Below are 20,598 nucleotides of genomic sequence, written 5' to 3' on the forward strand. Positions count from 1 at the left end.
GGAGCCGTCCATGGACGATACCAGCAACGCTTACGTGCCAGGCGACGACGCATCCGTTGCCCCGGGTGACCATTCTGCCATGGCCAGGCCGGCGCAGGATCCTGACACGGGCCGCCGTGCTTACCGGCAGGCGCTGATTGACGCCCGCGTGCTCTTTCCCTCGACGGTCGATGGCATTTATGGCCGTAGCGGACTGTTCGAGAGTATTGCCGACGGCTTGAACTACGCCGTCAGCAAACTGGGCGCCGACCAGGACGCGGAGGTGATGCGATTTCCTCCTGCCATGCCGCGCAAGGATTTCGAAGCGAGCGAGTATCTCAAGGGCTTTCCCCAACTGGCAGGGACGGTGCATTGCTTCTGTGGCGGCGATCGCGAACATCATCGACTCCTGGCGCGCCTGGAGCGCGGTGAGGAATGGGCCGATCAGCAGCAGCCCACCGATGTGGTGCTGGCGCCCGCGGCGTGCTATCCCGTCTACCCTGTGGTGGCCAGCCGCGGTCCGATGCCTCGGGAAGGGCTGGTGGTTGACGTGTTGACGTATTGCTTCCGTCATGAACCTTCGATCGACCCTGCACGCATGCAGATGTTCCGCCAGCGCGAATATGTCCGGCTCGGCACGGCCGAGCAGATCGTGGAATTCCGTCAACGTTGGATGGAACGTGGCACGCAACTGGCCAGCTTGCTTGGCTTGCCGCATGAGGTTGACGTGGCGAACGATCCGTTCTTTGGGCGTGGCGGCAAGATCGTGGCCGACAGCCAGCGCGAGCTCAAGCTGAAGTTCGAGTTGCTGGTGCCGATCAATGATGGCGCGCCGCCCACGGCTTGCATGAGTTTCAACTACCACATGGACCATTTCGCGCACGCATGGCCGTTGCGTACCGCGGACGGCGCGCCGGCGCACACCGGCTGCGTGGGCTTTGGCATCGAGCGCCTGACGCTGGCCTTGCTGCGTCACCACGGCTTCAAGCCGGCGAACTGGCCCCAGCGGGTGCGTGACGTGCTCGGAGGCATCTGAGACGGAGCGGCATTGAGACGTGAGCAGATGCCGCATCCATTCGGCCCATGCAGATGCAGTGCCGACCGATACGCCTGGTGGTCCGCCCTGCATCGAACTTCTGCAGCCGCCCGGAGCAGCGAGGCATGCTCCGCGTGGCCAGCGTTCCAGCACGGGCAGGCTGTCACGGGAGAGGCAGTCCATGAAGTCGCAAACTTATCCTGACACAAGCATTCTTGCGTCCGGTCAGCAAGCACTCCCCGGCGGCCGCCCGGGCGTTGCCATCGGCAGTACCGCGCTCGGCGGCGAGTGGACATGGGTGCAGACACCCGCCGGCGCGGCCGAAAGCCCCGCTGCATTGGATCCTGCCGCAGGCTGGCTGCCGGCCCCAGTGCCCGGCACGGTGGCCAGCGCGCTGCGCGCCGCCGGGCGATGGGACGACGCAATGCCGCCGCCATTGCACCAGTATGACCATTGGTATCGTGTGAACTTTGCCGGCCGCGGCCGGCGCGTGCTGCGCTTTAACGGGCTCGCCACGGTGGTCGAAGCCTGGCTGAACGGAAAGCTTGTGCTGAGCGCGCGGCATATGTTTGTCGCTCATGAAGTCGAGGTCGACCTGGACGGCGACAACCTGATGCACCTCTGCTTCCGTGCGCTCCATCCGTGGTTGCGCAAGCAGCGCGGCCCGGTGCGGTGGAAGCCAAGAATGATCGTGCCACCAAACCTGCGGGCGATTCGCACGACCCTGCTTGGCCACATGCCGGGCTGGTGCCCGCCGGTCCATGCGGTTGGGCCCTGGCGGCCGGTGGAACTGCTTGACCCGGCCAGTGACGACATCCTGCATGGCGTGCGCGCTGATCTGTGGGGGCGGGTGCAAGGAGATCGCGGTGTGATTGGCCTGCACCTGCACTTCCCGGCATCCGCGCCAGCGTCTGGATCGTTCGAGGCCATCGACGGCGAGGGATGCATCTATCCGGGCTCGCTGTCGCGTACCGACAGGTTCACACTCGAAGGCACAGTCTGCGTTGAACGTCCAAAGCTCTGGTGGCCGCATACGCACGGTGAACCCCACCTCTACCGTGTGGATGCAACCATCGAGGGACGCGCCATCCACTGCGGACGGGTTGGCTTTCGCACCATATCATTGGATTGTTCAAGCGATGCCGGGGCCTTCGCACTGCGCATCAACGGAGAGCCGCTGTTCTGCCGGGGGGCGTGCATCTCCAGCAATGATCTGCACGGCCTTGCCGACACGGATGAAGCATCCCGGCACTGGCTGGAGCTGGCGCGCCGGGGCGGGATGAACATGGTGCGGATCAGCGGCGTCACGTGCTATCCGGGCGCGGCCTTCTACCGGATATGTGACGAACTTGGCTTGCTGGTCTGGCACGATTTCATGTTCGCCAATTTTGATTATGGCAGCATCGGACCGGGCCTCGGCCTCACCGAGGACATCACGCGCGAAGTTGGCGACTGGCTAAGCGCCACCCTAACCCATCCGAGCATTGCCGTGCTGTGTGGCGGCAGCGAGGCAGAGCAGCAGGCGGCAATGATGGGCGTCTCGCGCAGCGACTGGAAGCAGCCACTGTTCGACGAACTGATCCGGGGCTTGGTTGCCGCCAAGCGGCCGGACGTAGTGTATGTCGGCAATTCGCCAACTGGCGGCGCGTGGCCGTTCCAGCCGGACACTGGTGTGAGTCATTACTACGGCGTTGGAGCCTACCAGCGACCGTTGGCGGATGCGCGCTTGGCGCAAGTGCGCTTTGCTTCCGAATGTCTGGCATTTGCCAATGTGCCCTGCGAGCGCACGCTGGCGGAACACGGTTTGTCGCAGCCGCTGCATTCGCCCCGCTGGAAAGCCACAATACCCCGCGACGCGGGCGCACCGTGGGATTTCGAGGATGTACGTGAGTACTACCTGCGAACCTTGTACGAAGTGGATCCACCGCGCCTACGATATGAGCAGCCGCAGCGTTACCTGGTGCTGTCCCGTGCGGTGGTCGCGGAGGTGATGACAGAAGTCTTCAGCGAATGGCGCCGGGTCGGGTCAAGCTGTGCCGGCGGACTGATCTGGCAATTGCAGGATCTCGTGCCCGGAGCCGGCTGGGGCATCGTCGATGCGTGCGGGCGGCCAAAGTCGGCCTGGCATGCCCTGCGGCAGGTCTGGCAACCGCTGCAGGTATTGATTACCGATGAAGGGCTCAACGGACTGCACGTGCATGCGATCAACGAAACGCCGCAACCGCACGCGCTGTCGCTGACGCTGCGCTGCCTGCGCGACGGCGAGACAGTTGTGGCCGAAGCCCGGCACAGCCTGTTATTGCCGGCGCGTGGCGCGGCGCGCATTGAAGCAGCGGCGCTGCTGGACCGCTTCTTCGACTTCACCTATGCGTATCGCTTCGGCCCGCCGACGCACGATGTGGTCGTGGTCACGCTGCATGCTGCCGACAGCGGCGAGCCGCTGAGCCAGGCCGTCTACCTTCCTGACCGCCGTGCCGCCGCGCTGAAGCCCCCCGGGTTGCGAGCCAGGCTCGAGCAAGTCGACGGTGACTGGTGGCTGACGGTATCCGCGCAGCGCTTCGCACGTTGGGTTCACATCGACGATCATGCCTTTCAAGCGACCGATAACTGGTTCCATCTCGCGCCCGGCAGCAGCCGGCGTCTGCGGTTGGTGCATGAGGCGGGGAAGGCTGGCGCGCACGCTCCCGCGATTCCTTCCGGCGAGATCCACGCGGTCAATGCGGAGCATCCACTTGGCTATGATGGCTGACCGCCGAGCCGGGCGCCGTTGCTGTTGCGGCGCTCATGCCCCGGGATGCCCGCCGTAGAACATGGCGGGCACCCCCGGCCCTATGCGCAGACTTGGTGGGACGTGCCGAACGCCGACAGCAAGCCCTCCATGGTCCTGTCATAGCAGGACTCCAGCGTGTCCAGGCAATCCGTGCAGGAGTCCACCCGCCGGCGCGCGACCGCTCGAGCAAGCCGGAACTGCAAGACCTTACTCTCGGTCGCAATGCTGCGTGCGGCGTCAGCCACAGCCTTGGGCGCATTGTATTTTTGCTCGCCGAGCCAGGCCAGCCAGTGGTGCAGCATTTCGAAGTTGGCGCCGAGCTGACGCGGAAAATTGAAGGAGTACAGGTGGAAATAGGCGTCGTCACGCGCCAGCAGGGTATCCATATGCTCGCCGAACACCTGTCGCCAGCAGGCCACCGGGTTGGCTGCAGGGCGTCTGCCCAGGTGGTAGCGCAGCAGGCCGACCGAAGCGTCGACCAATGCGGATGACGCGAGCGGCGGGCGCACGCGCTTAGCGCATTCGGCATAGGGGAACAAGATGTTGCCGTTGCCGCTGAGATCAGGGAGAAGCCGCAACAGGCCGCGATAGTTCTCCTCCTGCGCGCTGTGATAGCCGAGGCCGTGGTAGTACCAGAGGCGCTGCGCCTGGCCGTCAATGCGGTCAATGGCGACGGTGGTCTTGACGTGCTCGCGCCGGTACGCCGTGGCATGCGTGTCGGGCAGATAGTAGCTGTCGGCTTCGAGCAGCACGGTGTGACCGCGTTCGACCTGGGCCATGACGTGCGCCTGGAGCGTGTCGTAGACCGCCATTTCTTGCACAACCGTCCCGTACAGCGTCTCCAGGTCCAACTGCGGATACTTGAAGAAGGTAAAGTGATCACCCTCAAAGTCTTGCGCCACGGTAAAAGCCAGTCCCGCGCGCGGTTCGAGACCCCAGCGGTGGAGCAGTTCGACCCACAAGTCGATGTAGCAGTTGGTTTCCTGCCAGATGGCCTCGGCGCTATGCAGCGGGTGGGAATCCGCAATCGCCGGCAGGGTGGCGCCGAATCCGCCGCCGCCCTCGCTGCGTGCTGTGCTTGCCTTCATGTCCGGTCCTCCACATCTGTCATGTCCCAAGGCGTGGTCTGCCGGCCTGGGTGTGGACTCCAAATCTAGCGAGTTGGCCTTCGCTCTTCGGTGCGCTCTCCAACAGACTCGGAGGCCTTTCGGCTGGGTCGAGAGCGGTGCAGGGAGTGCTCCCTCGAGCGGCGGCCCAAATGTGAGATAGCCAACGGTGCGAAGGCACACTTGCAGACAGAATTGCTCAAAGCTCCATCCGGATTCGCGTGCCAATGGATGGACAGCGGGCCGAAGAGCAACGCACCGGGAGCACGACATGGGGCAAAAGCTATCAACAGTGCAGTCGCTGCGCGCCATCGCGGCGACGGCGGTGGTCGCCTATCATTCGGCCGCCACGATAAGGATCTTCGGGTGGACGCCCGGTGCTCTCAGCCATGCGAGCGAGTGGGGATGGAGCGGCGTCGATATTTTCTTCTTCATTTCCGGGTTTGTGATGGTGGCCACGACCTCGGGCCGGCTTCGCGGAGCGCAGGCGGCAAAGGATTTCATGGTTGCCCGGCTCATGCGAATCGCACCGATGTACTGGATTCTCACCAGCCTGATGCTGGCAGTCGTGTGGGTGGTACCGAGTCTTAAGAATTCCGAGTTCACGGCGATGCAAATTGTGACCTCCTATCTCTTTATCCCATACGAGGTCAAAGAGCACGGTAACGCCTACCCGATTCTCTATGTCGGCTGGACGCTGGTCTATGAGATGTTCTTCTATGCGGTTTTCGCCATCTCGATCTGCTTCTCGGAGCGATGCATGCGTTGGGCCTTGCCCGCCTTCTTTGCAGGGCTTTCGGTACTGTCGCTCACCAGGCCAACGCTATATATCTTCAGGTTCCTGACCTCCCCCCTGCTGCTGGAATTCGTACTCGGCTGCCTGGTTGCCTGGCTCTACAAATTCGGCTATCGGATCTCCAGGCGGGCTTCTTTCTCCCTGATCGCGGCCGGAGTTTTCGGCTTCCTTGTGCTGACCCCCGGTTCTTCGATGGAGGACAGAGTGGTCTTTGCGGGAATCCCCGCGGCGCTGCTGGTTTCCGGGATGGTGTTCTGGGAGAGCGCCGAGGGCTGGATAGGAGGTAGCTGGTTGCAGGGCATTGGCGATTCCTCATACTCGTTATATCTGTTGCAGGCCTTCACGGTTCCGGCATTTGCCCGGCTGTTCTCCGCGATGGACAAGCACAGGGTCTTGCCAGGCGACATTGCATGCGTGTTGTTGGTGATTGCGACGATGATGGTTTCGTTGCTTACTTATCGACTTGTCGAGAAAAGAATTGACGCAAAACTGGGCAAGCTTCGCCAGGGTCTTCGGAGAGTTCCTGCTTCCGGTAGCGGAAGACCGGAAGAGCCGGCGGCGCGGCCGGCAGGTCGAGACCGAGGGGTATAGCGGAGGTGGCGTGCGTTCTGTGGTCATCGCCACATAGCAGTGCAACGTTCGCTTTCCGCCGCAACTATACTGAGCCAGCGTGGCGTGTGGCGGCCACTAATGACTTGCCCGGCCCGGCAAGTGCCGGCGCGGCATGCAGGCTCCCTCCCCCATTCGACGCTTACCCCCTCTGGACCTACGTGCCGGCCATTCCAGGAAGGATGCCGCCTGCCGGTGGCGCTCCTTACGCCGCCGCCCTGACGGGCGGGATTTCTCGGAGCGAATGTGATGAAGCGCATCTTTGACATCCTCCTGGCCGTGCTGGCCATCCTGCTGCTCGCCATTCCTCTCCTGTTCCTGATGGGCGCGGTGCGCCTGAGGCTGGGCAAACCGGTCTTCTTCCGGCAGGTGCGGCCGGGACTTCATGGCGAACCATTCCACATCGTCAAGTTTCGCACCATGACGGATGCTTGCGGCCCGGACGGCGAACTGCTGCCCGATCCGGAGCGGCTGACAGGATTCGGAGCATTGCTGCGCGCCACAAGCCTTGATGAATTACCGGAGCTCTGGAATGTCGTCAAAGGCGATATGAGTCTGGTCGGGCCGCGGCCACTGCTGATGGAATACCTGCCGCTCTACACACCGGAGCAGGCACGCCGCCATCTGGTCCGTCCCGGTATTACCGGACTCGCGCAGATCAGTGGACGCAACGCTATCAGCTGGGAGGAGAAATTCCGGTTGGACGTCTGGTACGTCGACCATGTATCGGTATGGCTGGACATGGTGATCTTGTGGAAGACCGTCACCAAGGTCGTGGCGCGCGAGGGGATCAGTGCCGCGGGAGAATTCTCCGCCCCCCGCTTCAAGGGAAGCAAGCCGAGTGCCCCGGATGTCGATGCCGCATGACATGTCGGATGCTCGCTCGAGACGCAAGGGCGAGTGACCATTCCATGATCTGGAGCCGCCAATGCGATTGTCCTGGGTGCTGATCGTCCATATTGGCGGCGCTTCACTCACGTTCCCCCTTGCTGCCATGATTGCGCTGCGGCTGGTCTACCTGGGCTTTTGGAGGCAGGCATGCTATTGGCTCCTGTCGCTGGGGGCCGGCGTGGCCGTCATTCTTGCAGGGAAACTCGCGTTCGAAATTGGGGGATGGTCAATACCATCGGCGAACGTGTACAGCATAAGCGGGCACGCCATGCTTACGGCTTCGGTCTACCCGGTGCTCTGTGCGATGCTGGGATCGACATGGGGCAGGCGCACAGCCAGGTTCGGCCTGTTTGCCGGTGTATGGGTGGCGGTCGTGGTGGCGGTTGCCCTGATTGTCGGTCGCTATCATACGCTGGCGGAAACCCTGATCGGCATGGCTGTGGGGTTGACCGTGGCATGGCTCAACCTACATCCCTCTCGTCCGCTTGCGCGCGCCGGTCAGACGCCGATGCTTGCCCGGCTGGCACTTTGCGGCTTCCTGGTCCTTATTATGCCGGCCGCGCTGCATCCTATCAAAACTCGCTTGTGGTCCCATGGGTTGCTTTGGTTCGGTGTCACCGAGCGCTATTTCAGATCCATCGACACCGATCCGGTTTCCGGCCGGACTGTGGTGAATGTCGAACAGTGCCGTTTGCCGTCTTACCGGGCATGTTCTGACACCTTCTGAGCTGCGACGACGGAGTTCACCATCACTGATCACGGATCCGGCGTGCCGTAATCTGGTAGGTACCGGCAGTGATGAACTGCCGGTCCTTGGCGTTGGCGGAAACGCCGGTGTGAGAGTCGACAACGCAATCGGCACCGATTGTCACGCCTGGGTAGAGCGTTGCACGTGTCCCCAGGAAACACCGCGGTCCGACGGTGGCGTTGCCATTGAGGACCGCGTGAGGTGACAGCACAGAGCATGCGCCCGCCCGGGAACCATGGCCGATCCCGCTGAAGACATTGGCCACCACGCCATCCTCCACCACTGCGCCCCGACTGACGACAGTGAATGGAAAGATCAGTGCACCCACGCCCAGGCGGGCGGAAGGCGAGACAAGGGCCGTGCTGTGTACATACAGCGGAACCTCGATCCCGATTTGCAAGAGCCAAGACAGTACGTCCTGCCGTGCCTGGGTGGCAGCTATCGCGACCAGCACTGCCTGGTGCGACGCGGGGCGGAACTGACGTATCGGTCCCAGATGCGGCAGATCTATGCCGTCCGGAACCTTGCCCGGCCTGTCATCGATGAAGCCCGCTACAACCGGTCCGCCGCACAATGCTTCTGCCTGCAGATAATCATAGAGTTCCACCCCGAGCCCGCCGGCGCCGGCGATGACCACTGAAGAGACGGCAGACGCGTGAACGAGTGGCATGGCTGATGGGCCCTCCGGTGAAGCCGTGTGAAAGTCGGCGGTGGTGGCGGCCGACGGCTGGGAGACAGCCGGGGACGACACCGACCGCCGCTTTAGCTAGGCCCGCTTGCTCTGTCCATTGCCGTATTCGGCGAGATAGCGATACTTGCCGAAGTAGTTGTGGGACCGGTACCAGCGTCCCTCGATCAGAAGGCCGTTGAAGAGCACGCCCTTGATGTCGGCGCCGGCCTGCTGGATGGCCCGTTGCGCCGCGATCAACTCGTCGGTGGTGGTCTTCTCGGCACGCGCGACGAGGAACACTACGCCAGCCTTGCTCGCCAGGATGCTCGCGTCGGCAGCGGCAAGCACTGGCGGGGTATCGATCAGCACGAGGTCATAGCGCGATTTGAGTTGCTCAAGCAGGGAATCTATGCTGGAAGTCAGCAGCAAATCCGCCGCGTGTGGTGGTTGCGTGCCGGTCGAGATAAAGTCCAGGCCGGGCGCCACTTGCCGCTGCAAAACCTGTTCCAGCGGCGCGCCCATCAGCAGTTCGGTCAAGCCTGGCCCGCGCCTGGCATCAAAGAGGCTCTGCAGGCTGCCGCGGCGCAGGTCGGCATCGATAAGCACCACGCGGCTGCCAGCGGCGGCAATCGCGGCAAAGTTCGCGCAGACAAAGGATTTGCCGACGCCCGGGGCGGGCCCGGTGATCATCACCGTCCGACTATTGCTCCCAGCCATGGCGAAACGCAATGCCGTGCGGAAGCTGCGCAGACTCTCCACGGCCGGGTCGTCCGGCTGCTGTAGTGCCAGCAGGTTGCCGCCGGATGGCAGCTCTGACTGCTGCTTGCTGAAGGGGATGGTCGAATAGACGGTCATCCCTGTCTGCCTCTCGATCTCGTCCGCGTCGGCCACGCCGCCATCGAGCATATGGCGCATGAAGATCGCCAGCAGGCCGGCAAGCAAGCCCAGGGCCAGCGACATCCCCGCAATCATCGCCCGATCAGGCCGCACTGGTTTGAGCGGCACATCGGCCGGGTCGACAATCCTCGCGGTTCCCACTTTGCTTGCCTTGACCAGTTTCAGCTGCTGCACCTCGTTTAGCAGCGTCTGAAGCAACTCAGTGCTGACCTTGACGTCGCGCATCAGGCGAAGCACATTCTGTTCCACATCCGGCAGCTTCTGGATCCGCCCGGATACACCGTTCAGCTGGCCGTTCAGGCCGGCAATCTGGTTGTCGATGAGTGCGATCGCCGGGTGATTGGAGGTAAAGCGTGCAGCCAGCTCCTGGCGCTTCTGCTGCAATTCCTGAAGCTTGGTCTGGATCTGTACCGACTGGCCCAGGATCAGCTTGGACTCCTCGCTGAGGTCGATGGTGCCGCGTTGATTGCGCATCGCGTTATACCGGGTCTCGGCCACATCGACCTGCTGCCTGAGCAGCGGCAGTTGTCCCTCGAGAAAGGCCAGCGACTTCTCGGCTTCAGCGGCTTTGCGGCGGATGTTCTGGTCAACATAGGCGTTACCGATCTCGTTGAGGACAGCTGCCGTCATGTCCGGCGAGATTCCCTCCAGCGACACGCCGATCACGCCGCTTTGCTTGCCACGCTCGCTGATCGCCAGCTTCTCCTGCAATCGCGTGATGGCCGCGCCGCGCGGCAGGCGACGGAGTACGAACTGGACACCGGGGCGTCCGTCGATCTGGCTGACCAGCATGGTGACCGTCCCGGTGGCCGTGCTGATCGTCAATGGCGATCCCACCTTGCCGGTAGCCTCGACATTGTCGCTGGCAAACCGCACCCTGTACGCGTCGTCACCCAGCGCGGTCAACGTGATCTTGCGTTCCTCCATGGGCGCTGGCACGTCGAGCTGGGCCACGGTGATCGATTCATGGCCCCACGCGAAGCCGCCCCATCCAAACAGCCCCGGGTGCGACAGTTCAGGATTGAAATTGGCGATTGCCGGGCCAATCAGCGGGAAATAGCGCGGTGCGGCTTCGATATACAGACGCAGGTCGTCGACCGCCTTGCCGACTACCATCCGTGAGCGCAGGAGTTCGATCTCCGCAGAAGCCGCGGGTTTGACGTCGAAAGCCGGCGAGACGCCGGCTGCGAGCTTGCCTATCGAGTTACCGCTCGAGTCCTCCACTTGTACCGTCATGTCGGTGCGGTAGACCGGCTTTGCCAGGATGGCGTAGATGAGACCGAGGCCGATGATGACTCCGGCGACGGACAGGAAGGTCCGTCGATAGCGGGCCAGCAAATCGAGATAGGAGGTGAGGTCCACTGCCGGCTCGCGCTCGTCCGCGCCAGCGGGGGCCTGGTATCGCGTACCGATCGGTTTCATGATGCCTCTCCTTGAACATGTGCGGGTGCAGCAGCAGCCCCCAGCCGTGTAGACCATGATGCGATGCCCTGCTTGATCAGTTCCAGCACGATGCCGAACATCTTCGGCGAGCATCCATACGGATCCGGCACATCCGTGTGCGTATATTCGCAAAGCCGGTGGGTTTTCCCGCGCGCGTGCGGGAAAACCCGCTCGAGCTCGTCGCGTTGCTCGCTGTCCATCACGAGGATCAGATCTGCCGCCGCCACCAGTGCGTCATCGACGGCGCGTGCGCGGTGACCGACGATATCGAACCCCTCGCGTGCAAGCAGCCTGACAGCGTTCGGATCAGCGGGGGCGCCGACCGGCGGTGCGAGCCCGGCGGAAACCACCTCGCAAGCAGGCAGGACATGGCCCAGCAGGCAAGCCGCCATCGGGCTGCGACAGATGTTGCCGATGCACACCACCAGGATTGAGTGAACCATCTCTCGCATCCCACTATTTGAATGCCGTGGCCGAACTGAAAACGGGCTGTGTACTCGGCAGCAACTGGTTGATCACACGGCTCCAGCGGACCACTTCGCGTGCATTCACATAAACCACGTCCTTCGGTTCCAGCTCGAAGCCCTCGGCGATAGCCAGCGCCGCCGGAGAGTTGCCATCGAGGTGGAAGACATTGGGCTCGCCATCCACCGCCTTCCGAATCACGTAGATCTGCTCCGCATTGCCGGAATTCGGATTGACCCCACCGGCATCGCCAAGTGCCTCGTTCAGTGTCATCCGCCCGTTGCGCATCAGCAAGGAAGCCGGACGCACCACTTCGCCGGTGACGAAGATCTTGTTGTCTTCGCGCTGTTCCACGCGGACGATGTCGCCGGAGCGCAGCAGAATGCGGGATGGATCGATGCCCTTGGCGAGCAGCGCGGGGATGTTGACATACCAGCTGCGCTCGCCTCGGGTGATACGGATGCGGCTGTTGTCACCGGTCAGATTCAGCACGCCGCCGGCGCGATTGAGCGCTTCCACCAGCGTCATGGGCGCGTCGTCGATGGGCTGCATGCCAGGCAGCTTGACCTCGCCGTCGACATAGACACGCTGGCTGCGAAAGCCAAGCACACGCACGGTCATCTGGGGATTCCTGACCACTCGCGATAGCACACGCGCCATCTGGTCGCGAACATCGTTTGCCGTCTTTCCGGCCACCTTCATGACACCGGCGTAGGGGAACTGAATATCGCCATGTGCGCTGACCACATAGCCAGGCACGTTGGCGCCACCGCTCGACGAAGGGATTTCGAAGGAGGCGCCGATGCTGTAAGTCTGCGTGGGAAAGACCAGTTCCGGATGGTCCCATACCACGACCGAGATGATGTCCCCCGGGCCGATACGATAAGGCTGCGGCGTTGCGAACAGTTCCTGGACCCGATCGTTGTCCGTACGGGCCTTGTTGCGTTGCGCTTTCACCAGGTCCAGGGTGATCGGCGTGACCTTGGGCACGACTTCCGGCCCGATCGCGCTCACTACCGCCTTGTTGTCGAAGTACATGCCGGGCGATGCGGCGCAAGCCGCAAGCAGGCCGGTGGCCACAAGTATTGTCAGACTGGTCCGAGATTGAATGCGCCAATTGACTGGTCTCACGGCGGTCTCCTTGCTGATAGCAGCGGACATCGCACCGCACATGCCATGTCCCCCGACGAATGCATAGTAGGAGCGGCTGCTCCATGCTTCGGTGCGGTTGCGCACAGTCAGTACATGCACGTGAGAGCCGCGCTTCTGCGAGCGCCAGGCCGCTCCGCGCCGGCTTGCACGCCGGTCTTCGCACACACCCCTTCCCGGTGATCGCGGCATGGCCATCCAACTCAACCACGCCATTGCTTTTGCTCCTGGCGCTGACCCAATCACTAAACTGTGGCTTCGCATGCTTCGTCCAGCACGACAGCCAGACGCTGCGCCAGCTGCTGGAAGCTGTGGTTGCGTTCGACGTACTCCCGCCCGGCGCGCCCCATGCGCAGGCGGGCCTCGAGCGGCGCCGCGGCGATGTTGATGATGGCATCGGCCAGTGCCCGAGGCTGCTCCGCGCCGACCGTCAGTCCGGCCGCCGAATCGGCCACCGGATTGTTGGCGGCATTGGAGGCGATGACGACGGGGCGGGCCGCAGCCAAGTAGTCAAACAACTTGTTCATGCTGATCCCGTACCGGTACAGCCGCGGCAGGTCGCGCACGGCGATGACAAAGGCATCCGCCTCCATCGCCACGGCAGGGATGCGGAATTTCGGCACCGGGGGCTCAAAGCTGACATTGCTCAAGCCGAGCTGCCGCGCCTGCTCAATCAGTGCAGCCTTCATGCGGCCATCCCCCACCAGGCGCAGCACGATGTGCCGTCCCTCCGGACGCGATTGCACCAGCTTCATCGCCTGCAGCAAGTTGTCCAGGCCGTTGGCCTGCCCGTGGGCGCCGAAATACATCAGCGTGAATCGCCCGGATGGTTCCCCAGTGCGCTCAGGCGTGGGCGGGAACAGCGAAAGGTCCACGCCATTGGGTATCCAGGTGATGCGCTCCCTCGGGATGCCGAGCGGCGTGATGTACTCCCACGCATGCGGCAACAGCACAACGATGCGAGCGGCACGTCGGTACAACCACGTCTCCAGCTTGCGCAATGCCCAGGTCAGGAAGTCCCCTTCACGCAGACGGCCCATGTCCACCAGTGTTTGCGGCCACAGGTCGCGCACCTCGAATACGAATGGCACCTTGAAGCGGCGCGCCAGCAGGGCGCCCGCCGCCGCGGCAAAGGGATGGACGCTGGAGCCGATCACCACGTCCGGGCGCGGCAGGCCGTGCGTGGTGCGCCGACGCAATACACGCCAACTGTAGGCCAGCATGTTGAGCATTCGGCCGGCGCCATCGCCTTCGTATATGGGCGTGCGTACCCAGAGGAAGGGCACATCGCGAATACTGTCCAGGCGCGACAACTCGCCCGCCTCTAGCCGCTTCTCGCCGCTGCCGATCGCGGTGGCCGCGATGACGGTCGCCTGCCAGCCAGACGAGCTCAGGTGCTTTGCGAGATGGAAGTGTCTCGTGCCGCCTGTGCCGCCGGGCTCCTGGGCATAGTGATTGAGAATCCAGACATGCTTCATGGATGGACGGGATCGTTGGATGCTGGCGCGGATGTCATCGGCAGAGCTCGTCCAGTTGCCCTCCCGGTCTGGTAGGTCAGCAGAGCAATGCGGGCCCGCCAAGGACCTCCCCCCTCGCGACCACTTGTCGCCGCACAAGGACATGGTCACGGGCCGGAAACTGGAATACCTTGCCGTCGTCTGCGGCGTACTTGCCAATCCGGTCAAATACATCTAATCAAAGTCCGCAGCTAAAGGGAAGCGCATAGCGTGGCCCGGCCCACACTGCTCGACGGCGCACCGTAGCAAGCTCAAGACAGCTGGTCCACCAGGTCAATGTATTCGCTTTGCGTTCGGCGTCGCACCCAGCGCCATTGTTAGTGCACTGCGAAGTCCCGATAATTTTCTCGACTGGCCCAATCCTGTGAGTATCGGCCATTCGGCTTGCGTGGCGCCGATCCAGGACCGGCTCGTGGAACTGACAGCCATCATTCCCATCGGAGCATTGGCATATTCACACTGGAAATCTGAATGAGGCATATGACCCCGGAAGCCCTTTCCTGGCTACAGCGGATTCTGGCCGAGCGATTCGGCCATGGCTTTCACCTGCAAGCTGCTGGCGCGGACTTTGTCCACCTGTGCCTTGCTGGTTCCGGCCAGAGGTCGATTGAGATTGCCGCAGATCCCGGCACCTTCCGGCGCGCCGACTCTGAGCTCGCCTTCACGAGCTGGGACGCGCTTGCCGAGGGTTGGCAGCCGGCCCTCGGCAGTCCCTTGCCAGCGCCAGGCCTCGCGCGCGCACCGTCACCGCTGATCGAGGCGACCACTACCGGCTATCGCATCCACTATGACGTTCTCGGTCTAAGCTACTGGATGCTGTCGCGCCAGGAGGAGGTCGGCCGCTCCGACCTCGACAGCTACGGTCGTTTCCCGGCCAGCGCGTCGCATGCCGGGAAACATGGCTATCTGGAGCGGCCGGTGGTGGACGAATGGCTGCATATCCTTGGCCAGGTGATCAGCCGGCTATGGCCCGAACTGCAGCTCAGGCAGCAGCGGGCCAGCATGAAGGTGTCGCATGACGTGGATGTGCCCAGCCGCTATGGCTTTGCCTCTGCGGCGAGAATCATCCGCCGCATGGCGGGCGACATACTGATACGCCGGGACGTGAAAAGCGTGCTGCAGGCTCCCGTGATACGGCTTAAGACCCGGACCGCGCTGCATCCGACGGATCGGGTCAATACCTTCGACTGGATCATGGATGTTTCCGAGCGCCATGGACTGGTCAGCGCTTTCTACTTCATCTGTGGCTGTACCGACCCCAGCAAGGATGCCGACTACGAGCCCGAGCATCCCGCCATATGTGGACTGATGCAGCGCATCCATGCCCGCGGCCACGAAATCGGCCTGCATCCGAGCTTCAATACCTATCGCGCCCCCGAAAAGCTCCAGGCGGAGGCAAAGCGGCTGCGGCGGATATGCGAGCAGGAGAATATCGAACAGGAAGCATGGGGCGGCCGCATGCATTACCTGCGCTGGGAACACCCCACCACCATGCTTGGTTGGGAGCAGGCAGGCATGACCTACGACAGCACGCTCACCTACGCCGACCACGCCGGATTCCGCTGCGGAACCTGCTTCGAGTATCCGGCCTTCGACCCGGTCGCGGGAACGGCGCTGAACCTGCGCATCCGTCCGCTGATTGCGATGGAAGGCAGCGTCATTGGTTATATGGGGCTTGGAACCGGCGAAGCAGCCTGGAAGAAGTTCCGGGAACTGAAGGATACCTGCAAGGCGGTGAACGGCTGTTTCACGATGCTCTGGCATAACTCATCGCTCGGCAGTGCCGAAGAACGGGATCTGTACCAGGCGGTGCTTGAGCACTGACCAGCCATCGCATTGGCAAGCAGCCGGTCCGCACCCGCCAGGGCCGCCCTCGCCCGCAGGCGAACAGCGCCGCGGCGATGCTTTTGTCCTTCAGCGCGAGCCGCCACGGCGAACCAGCGTAGGCCAGAACATCAGCTCGGCAATCATACGCTTGCTAGGACCGTAGCGCCCCATAAAGCTCGGAAAATACGCCGCGACGAAGTCCCGGTCGTCCACGCTTGCCGACTGCGTCAGTTCGTACAAGCGCACACCCAGCGCATGCAGTCCGGGCCATGTCGCATAGCCACCGGTAGGGAATGACTCCGCCTGGCCATAGGGTGGGTAGCCCTCCGAGCAATTGCCGGTGCCATTGTCGTAGTTCACCCGATACCAGCCATTGGCGCCGCTGAAGTAATTGGTGAACAGCGGGCGGTTCCAGTCCTGGTTCCACACGTGAAGACGCAGCTGGCGCGCAAAAGCGACCATGCTGTCGTGCGAGGGCAGGCTCGACGGGGAGATGCCGTATACCCGCACCATCTCTGCGCGATTGCGCTCGATGGCTTCAAAGAAATGCACCAGCCGGCGCGCATGGCTGATGTCCCAGCCGAGGTTGGCAACCGGCGCGAAGCGCTCGGCAGGGATTTGCGTCTGCGCCACGAAAACATCGGGCCTGGCCGGATCGCGCTTGCACACCACCGGCTTGTCGCGCCCGGTGTAGCCCGCGTACCGGTTGTCGTCATAGAGCCGCCAGAATCCCGCGTCGAGGTCAGCCACCATGGCGCTCTTGCCGGCCTTACCGTTCGCTCCGGGAGGCACCTGTACAGTGATACGCGCCGCAACCAGGCCCAGCAGCAAGTCCAGGTGCGCCTTCATGGTGGCAAAGCCGGCATCATCCTGGTCCAGGGCAAGCCCAGGCCGCACGGCCAGCATGCCGGCCAGATCCGCGTAGATGGAGATCTGCCAAAGCTCCTTGTCGGTCAGGAACAGCTCGGACGAGCCATTCTTCACATCTTCCGGCCGGGCGGCGATCTGCTTGCGCAACGCACCCTGCGCCGCAGGGGTACTCCACCGCACCAGGTGCTCGCGCGCGATGCGCGCGGTCTGCTCGACAAAATCGCCGGGAGCCTCGGGCCGCGCCCGGCTCAAGCTGTTGGCAAGGCTGGTCGCGAATGCCAGGAACTGCGTGCTGCTGAGCATCACCTCGGTGTTGCGGAGCCGGATGTTGTGGCTGCACTCAGGACCGCCACGGCATATCCATGCTCGCCCCGGCCGGTTGCCGGGCGCAGGCTCCAGCTTCGCGTACGTGCTGGAGACGAGTTCGGCCAGCTGGTACAGCCGGTCGATCCGCTGGCAACGTTGCGCCATGGCCAGCAAGTTGTGAAAGTAGATCTCGAAATGGTATAGCGCGTAAGTATCGCCTGCTGCCAGTCGTTGCGCGATCAGCTCCTCTCGCACGAAGGCGAGGCCGCCTTGGTTCCAGCGGCGCCAGACGGCGTACTCGATCGGGCCGTCGCAGTTCAGCGCGTCGGGCATCAGGCCGCCGGATTGAGCCTGCGCTGCCGGCACAGTGCTGGCCAGCAGTACAACAAGGCCGCAGGCGCCCAGTAGCGCTGACGCAAGACGGCGGCGGACGAGCCTCATGCCAGCATCTCCTTGTGAACGCGCGGCTGTTCAGCGCCGATCGTGGCGACCAGCCACCACGCCTGACTGGAAAAAGGGCAGAGCATTCGATCGCGCAGGGCTCTCTATACTTCTGCTGGTTGCACACCCGAATCGGCGGCCGAGAAGTGTCGGCATACCTGATTTCCGTTGTCCGTCTCCAGACTAGCGGATCCATGGCAGGCGCAACATCGTGCGGATGGCGATCAGCCGTCGGAAGGACGATATCGTTCAGAGGGATGGAGAGCGGACTTTTGTCAGCTCTGCTTCGCGGCTGCGCACCCCTGCCTGTGTCAGGGATGGCGTGCTTGTGCGCCGGCGCTTGTCTAGTGCGCAAGCCGTCGCGCCCCACGCCAGGGCGAAGATCGGGTCGTTGACGGATTTGGCGGTGGCCGCCAACGTCACTGCATAGAGGCTGAAGGCCAGCGCCAGTGCAACCTGCGGATCCGATGCGCCGCCCTTTTTGGCCAGCCAGGCCGACTGTACCAAGGCACAGCCCAGCAGGAGTACAAAGCCAAGAAAGCCCGCGAGCCCGTAGCTGACCCAGGCCGAAAGTGCGTTGTGCGCATAGCTTCCCATTTCGCCGATCTCCATCTCGGAAGCATAGCTTCCAAGCAGCGGATGCTCCATGATTATCCTGACGGCGTACTGCATCAGTTCGCTTCTTGCCTGATAGGAAGCCGATTCCTTGATCGCCAGAAGCTGCAGAATGCGCGAGTTGCCCTCGAGGATCTGGAAACTGATGGCGAGATAGGCGATACCAGCAACGCCCAGCGGAAGCCAGATCAGCGTGGTCCGCGACGCGCCTTCCCGAACCACCATGAGCATTGCGGCCACCACGAGGAATGCCATAAACTCGGACCTTGCCCCTAACAGGAACAATAGGGGTACGGCAATCACTGTAATCAGTGCTGCTCGCAATCCCGCATTCATCGCGAGCAGGACCAGGGCGACAACGGCGGCAGAACGGGCCAGCCCCTGATAGCCCGAGACCCGCACCGCATCACCAGCAAGCCTTTCGGTATCGTAGAACTGGCCATTCGATTGCCATGCGGCGATCGCCAGGAAGTAGACCAGTGAAAGGGAAAGTATCCAGCGCAGCCACTTCCCGTCCAGATCGAGGCTCCGTACTGCCGCGTAGACCACCAGCCAAAGGAACATCGCGCCGAGGTTATACAAATAGACGGCGGGGGATCCCTGCGCCCCCATGCCGAGCAGGAAATGCAGGCTTGACCATGCCACGGCAAACAGCAAATACAGCATGAAAGCTTGATCGATAAAAAGCGACCGTTCGCGCCCGACTATCATCGCGCCGGCGCCGAGTGCCAGCAGCGGGACACCGAGCACGACCGACATCGGGCCGAAGAAGCCGCCCAGCACCGGCGGAAAGAAACCGCCAGCAACCGCGGTGTGATAGTAGAAGTAACCCGGAAAGAGGGTGACGAAGACCACGCCGGCGCAGAATGAGAGGTACCTGCGCTTCATGATTGCCCTGTTGCCTCCCGTGTTGGTCGTCAATTCGGACGGAATTCCCGATCGCTATTGCATCCGTCGCGGTTTATCAGCCAGTGGAAGTCGCTGGCGTACAAGCCGCGGACAGTGCCTTTCCGCATGCAAGGCCCGGCCACGGATGTCTGCTGCCGTCCTATCCATCTAATCAAAGTCGCCGCTACTTTTGTAGCGCAGTGCGTGTCCAACCCAACACACAGCGGTATGGCAGCCCGGACTGGAAGGGTTTGCTTCTGGCGGAAAATCCGGTCCGCTCTGGCGAGCGCGGTTGCGCAGGCGGGCAAGCCCGCTGGCACACGCAGGACGCGCCGGCCGGAGTGCACACAGATGGGCAACGACGCGTCGGCGACGGACTTCACGCCAGAAGCCGTTCATAGAATTGCAGGAGCTTGTCTTGCTCGATCGCCCAGTTGTATTTCCTGACCACGTTGCGGCGGCCGTTCTCACCCATGCGGCGCGCCTCATGCGGGTGCGTCACCAGATAGTCGACGGCGTCGGCAATCGCCTTCGGATCCAGCGGGTCCACGCATATGCCGCTGTCGCTCTGCTCGACAATCTCACGCCAGAGCGGAAAGTTGGAGGCAATGGGCGGAATACCCGCTGCCATGTACTCGAACATCTTCACCGGCAACGCATCGAGAAAATTGATGATCGGGTGGAGCGTCACCAGGCCGGCCACTGACCGCTCCAGCACGGCCCGCACCCCGGCCCGGTCCAGGTACCCGAGGTCGTTGACGCTGGACCAGCCGGTGGTCGCCCTGACCTCGGACTCCAGGGCCCGGTCGCCGAACCGTCCCGCCAGATTCAGTCGGGCCCCGGATCGCATCAGCTCCAGCGCCATGAGGGTCTCGCGGATACCGCGACTTGAGTTTATGCCGCCGAGATAGCACACTTCTGCACGCTTATCTTCCCAGCGCACGGGACCGCCCAGTTCGTCGAGTATGGGGAAATTGTTGATGTCGACCGTGCATGGATTAATCGGCAGGAACTTGTCCCTGATATAGGGTGTGGCTGCCACGATGCCGTCGAATCTGCGACAGACCTGCCTCTCATACATGGAAAAGGCACCCGCAAGCGCTCGTAAGCGCCTCGGTCCCAGGTAGGGCTTGCTGAGCAATTGCTTGGGCACATCTTCATGCGAATCATAGATGACACGCTTGCCCATGCTCTTCAGCCTCAAGCCAATGGGAATCAGCTCCGGGTCGTGCAGGTGGTAGATATCAGCATTCAGCTTGATCGCCCGGCGCAGAACGCGCGCGGTGGTCCTGAAGACGCGGTTCACACGCCCCGGCAAGGTGCCAACATCGGTGATGAGCACCCCATCGCGGCTTTCGTCCCCGTTGCCGTCGGCCACCACCAGCGAGACCCGATAGCCATTGGCCGCCAGGCTACGGCAATGCTTGAGAAAGATGCGATCATCGTAGCGTGGATGAACGGAGGTGAGGTGGGCTACGTTAGGACTCTGCACTTCTTCTGCTCCGTTTTTACTCCGTTAACATCGCCACGACACCCTCTGAAAAAAGGGCGGCCGTTTTGCTCGCGGGTCGAGGC

15 protein-coding genes are annotated in these 20,598 nt (G+C 62.8%); 6 read left to right on the forward strand and 9 right to left on the reverse strand.

Features of this window, described 5'->3' with window-relative positions; all coding sequences use genetic code 11:
* Positions 1-10 precede the first annotated feature (10 nt).
* Both AC3WQZ_RS16365 and AC3WQZ_RS16370 read left to right on the forward strand, forming a co-directional pair.
* Complete coding sequence (locus AC3WQZ_RS16365) at positions 11-1,015, forward strand: amino acid--[acyl-carrier-protein] ligase (RefSeq protein WP_010811135.1); 1,005 nt, start codon at positions 11-13, stop codon at positions 1,013-1,015.
* 181 nt (positions 1,016-1,196) lie between these two features.
* Positions 1,197-3,764 carry a beta-mannosidase gene (locus tag AC3WQZ_RS16370; protein ID WP_492300879.1) on the forward strand — a complete coding sequence of 856 codons (2,568 nt, stop codon included), beginning with the start codon at positions 1,197-1,199 and terminating at the stop codon, positions 3,762-3,764.
* An 80-nt stretch (positions 3,765-3,844) separates the two neighbouring features.
* Here the strand turns inward: AC3WQZ_RS16370 and AC3WQZ_RS16375 are convergent, their stop codons facing one another.
* Positions 3,845-4,873: a DUF1839 family protein gene (locus AC3WQZ_RS16375; RefSeq protein ID WP_492300881.1), complete on the reverse strand. Its 1,029-nt coding sequence runs from the start codon at positions 4,871-4,873 to the stop codon at positions 3,845-3,847.
* A gap of 289 nt (positions 4,874-5,162) precedes the next feature.
* On the opposite strand from AC3WQZ_RS16375, the gene AC3WQZ_RS16380 reads away from it, so the two are divergent.
* The 3 genes from AC3WQZ_RS16380 to AC3WQZ_RS16390 all read left to right on the forward strand — a co-directional run bounded on the left by AC3WQZ_RS16380 (position 5,163) and on the right by AC3WQZ_RS16390 (position 7,914).
* Complete coding sequence (locus tag AC3WQZ_RS16380) at positions 5,163-6,278, forward strand: acyltransferase family protein (RefSeq protein ID WP_010811132.1); 1,116 nt, start codon at positions 5,163-5,165, stop codon at positions 6,276-6,278.
* A 267-nt stretch (positions 6,279-6,545) separates the two neighbouring features.
* Positions 6,546-7,163 carry a sugar transferase gene (locus AC3WQZ_RS16385; RefSeq protein ID WP_010811131.1) on the forward strand — a complete coding sequence of 206 codons (618 nt, stop codon included), beginning with the start codon at positions 6,546-6,548 and terminating at the stop codon, positions 7,161-7,163.
* Between the two features lie 61 nt (positions 7,164-7,224).
* Positions 7,225-7,914 (forward strand): hypothetical protein, encoded by a 690-nt coding sequence (locus tag AC3WQZ_RS16390; RefSeq protein ID WP_492300882.1) that lies wholly within the window; start codon positions 7,225-7,227, stop codon positions 7,912-7,914.
* Between the two features lie 22 nt (positions 7,915-7,936).
* Here AC3WQZ_RS16390 and AC3WQZ_RS16395 read toward each other — a convergent pair whose 3' ends face one another.
* The 5 genes from AC3WQZ_RS16395 to AC3WQZ_RS16415 all read right to left on the reverse strand — a co-directional run bounded on the left by AC3WQZ_RS16395 (position 7,937) and on the right by AC3WQZ_RS16415 (position 14,037).
* Positions 7,937-8,605 carry an acetyltransferase gene (locus AC3WQZ_RS16395; protein WP_010811129.1) on the reverse strand — a complete coding sequence of 223 codons (669 nt, stop codon included), beginning with the start codon at positions 8,603-8,605 and terminating at the stop codon, positions 7,937-7,939.
* Between the two features lie 96 nt (positions 8,606-8,701).
* Positions 8,702-10,924, reverse strand: a complete 2,223-nt coding sequence (locus AC3WQZ_RS16400; protein ID WP_010811128.1) for a polysaccharide biosynthesis tyrosine autokinase — start codon at positions 10,922-10,924, stop codon at positions 8,702-8,704.
* Entirely contained in the window at positions 10,921-11,388 is a 468-nt protein-coding gene (locus tag AC3WQZ_RS16405; RefSeq protein WP_011616307.1) for a low molecular weight protein-tyrosine-phosphatase, read from the reverse strand. The genes AC3WQZ_RS16400 and AC3WQZ_RS16405 overlap by 4 nt, the downstream gene beginning before the upstream one ends.
* 13 nt (positions 11,389-11,401) lie before the next feature.
* Entirely contained in the window at positions 11,402-12,571 is a 1,170-nt protein-coding gene (locus AC3WQZ_RS16410; RefSeq protein WP_492300883.1) for a polysaccharide biosynthesis/export family protein, read from the reverse strand.
* Positions 12,572-12,804: 233 nt separating this feature from the next.
* Positions 12,805-14,037, reverse strand: a complete 1,233-nt coding sequence (locus AC3WQZ_RS16415) for a glycosyltransferase family 4 protein (protein WP_492293491.1) — start codon at positions 14,035-14,037, stop codon at positions 12,805-12,807.
* Positions 14,038-14,547: 510 nt separating this feature from the next.
* On the opposite strand from AC3WQZ_RS16415, the gene AC3WQZ_RS16420 reads away from it, so the two are divergent.
* A complete protein-coding gene (locus AC3WQZ_RS16420) occupies positions 14,548-15,900 on the forward strand; it encodes a polysaccharide deacetylase family protein (RefSeq protein ID WP_037024995.1) in 1,353 nt (450 codons plus the stop codon).
* A 90-nt stretch (positions 15,901-15,990) separates the two neighbouring features.
* Here AC3WQZ_RS16420 and AC3WQZ_RS16425 read toward each other — a convergent pair whose 3' ends face one another.
* From AC3WQZ_RS16425 to AC3WQZ_RS16435, 3 genes are all read right to left on the reverse strand, one after another.
* A complete protein-coding gene (locus tag AC3WQZ_RS16425; protein ID WP_136227840.1) occupies positions 15,991-17,412 on the reverse strand; it encodes a hypothetical protein in 1,422 nt (473 codons plus the stop codon).
* A 357-nt stretch (positions 17,413-17,769) separates the two neighbouring features.
* The gene (locus tag AC3WQZ_RS16430) at positions 17,770-19,023 is read right to left on the reverse strand and encodes an O-antigen ligase family protein (RefSeq protein WP_010811121.1); all 1,254 of its coding nucleotides are present in this window, start codon (positions 19,021-19,023) and stop codon (positions 17,770-17,772) included.
* A gap of 379 nt (positions 19,024-19,402) precedes the next feature.
* The gene (locus AC3WQZ_RS16435) at positions 19,403-20,515 is read right to left on the reverse strand and encodes a glycosyltransferase family 4 protein (protein WP_010811120.1); all 1,113 of its coding nucleotides are present in this window, start codon (positions 20,513-20,515) and stop codon (positions 19,403-19,405) included.
* Between the last annotated feature and the right edge of the window lie 83 nt (positions 20,516-20,598).

The sequence above is a fragment of the Cupriavidus sp. FW305-26 genome, from assembly GCF_058787975.1.

Coding starts and splice junctions, on each gene's coding strand:
- AC3WQZ_RS16365 (WP_010811135.1), top strand. CDS start 11: ATGGACGATACCAGCAACGCTTACGTGCCAGGCGACGACGCATCCGTT.
- AC3WQZ_RS16370 (WP_492300879.1), top strand. CDS start 1,197: ATGAAGTCGCAAACTTATCCTGACACAAGCATTCTTGCGTCCGGTCAG.
- AC3WQZ_RS16375 (WP_492300881.1), bottom strand. CDS start 4,873: ATGAAGGCAAGCACAGCACGCAGCGAGGGCGGCGGCGGATTCGGCGCC.
- AC3WQZ_RS16380 (WP_010811132.1), top strand. CDS start 5,163: ATGGGGCAAAAGCTATCAACAGTGCAGTCGCTGCGCGCCATCGCGGCG.
- AC3WQZ_RS16385 (WP_010811131.1), top strand. CDS start 6,546: ATGAAGCGCATCTTTGACATCCTCCTGGCCGTGCTGGCCATCCTGCTG.
- AC3WQZ_RS16390 (WP_492300882.1), top strand. CDS start 7,225: ATGCGATTGTCCTGGGTGCTGATCGTCCATATTGGCGGCGCTTCACTC.
- AC3WQZ_RS16395 (WP_010811129.1), bottom strand. CDS start 8,605: ATGCCACTCGTTCACGCGTCTGCCGTCTCTTCAGTGGTCATCGCCGGC.
- AC3WQZ_RS16400 (WP_010811128.1), bottom strand. CDS start 10,924: ATGAAACCGATCGGTACGCGATACCAGGCCCCCGCTGGCGCGGACGAG.
- AC3WQZ_RS16405 (WP_011616307.1), bottom strand. CDS start 11,388: ATGGTTCACTCAATCCTGGTGGTGTGCATCGGCAACATCTGTCGCAGC.
- AC3WQZ_RS16410 (WP_492300883.1), bottom strand. CDS start 12,571: ATGTCCGCTGCTATCAGCAAGGAGACCGCCGTGAGACCAGTCAATTGG.
- AC3WQZ_RS16415 (WP_492293491.1), bottom strand. CDS start 14,037: ATGAAGCATGTCTGGATTCTCAATCACTATGCCCAGGAGCCCGGCGGC.
- AC3WQZ_RS16420 (WP_037024995.1), top strand. CDS start 14,548: ATGAGGCATATGACCCCGGAAGCCCTTTCCTGGCTACAGCGGATTCTG.
- AC3WQZ_RS16425 (WP_136227840.1), bottom strand. CDS start 17,412: ATGCCCGACGCGCTGAACTGCGACGGCCCGATCGAGTACGCCGTCTGG.
- AC3WQZ_RS16430 (WP_010811121.1), bottom strand. CDS start 19,023: ATGAAGCGCAGGTACCTCTCATTCTGCGCCGGCGTGGTCTTCGTCACC.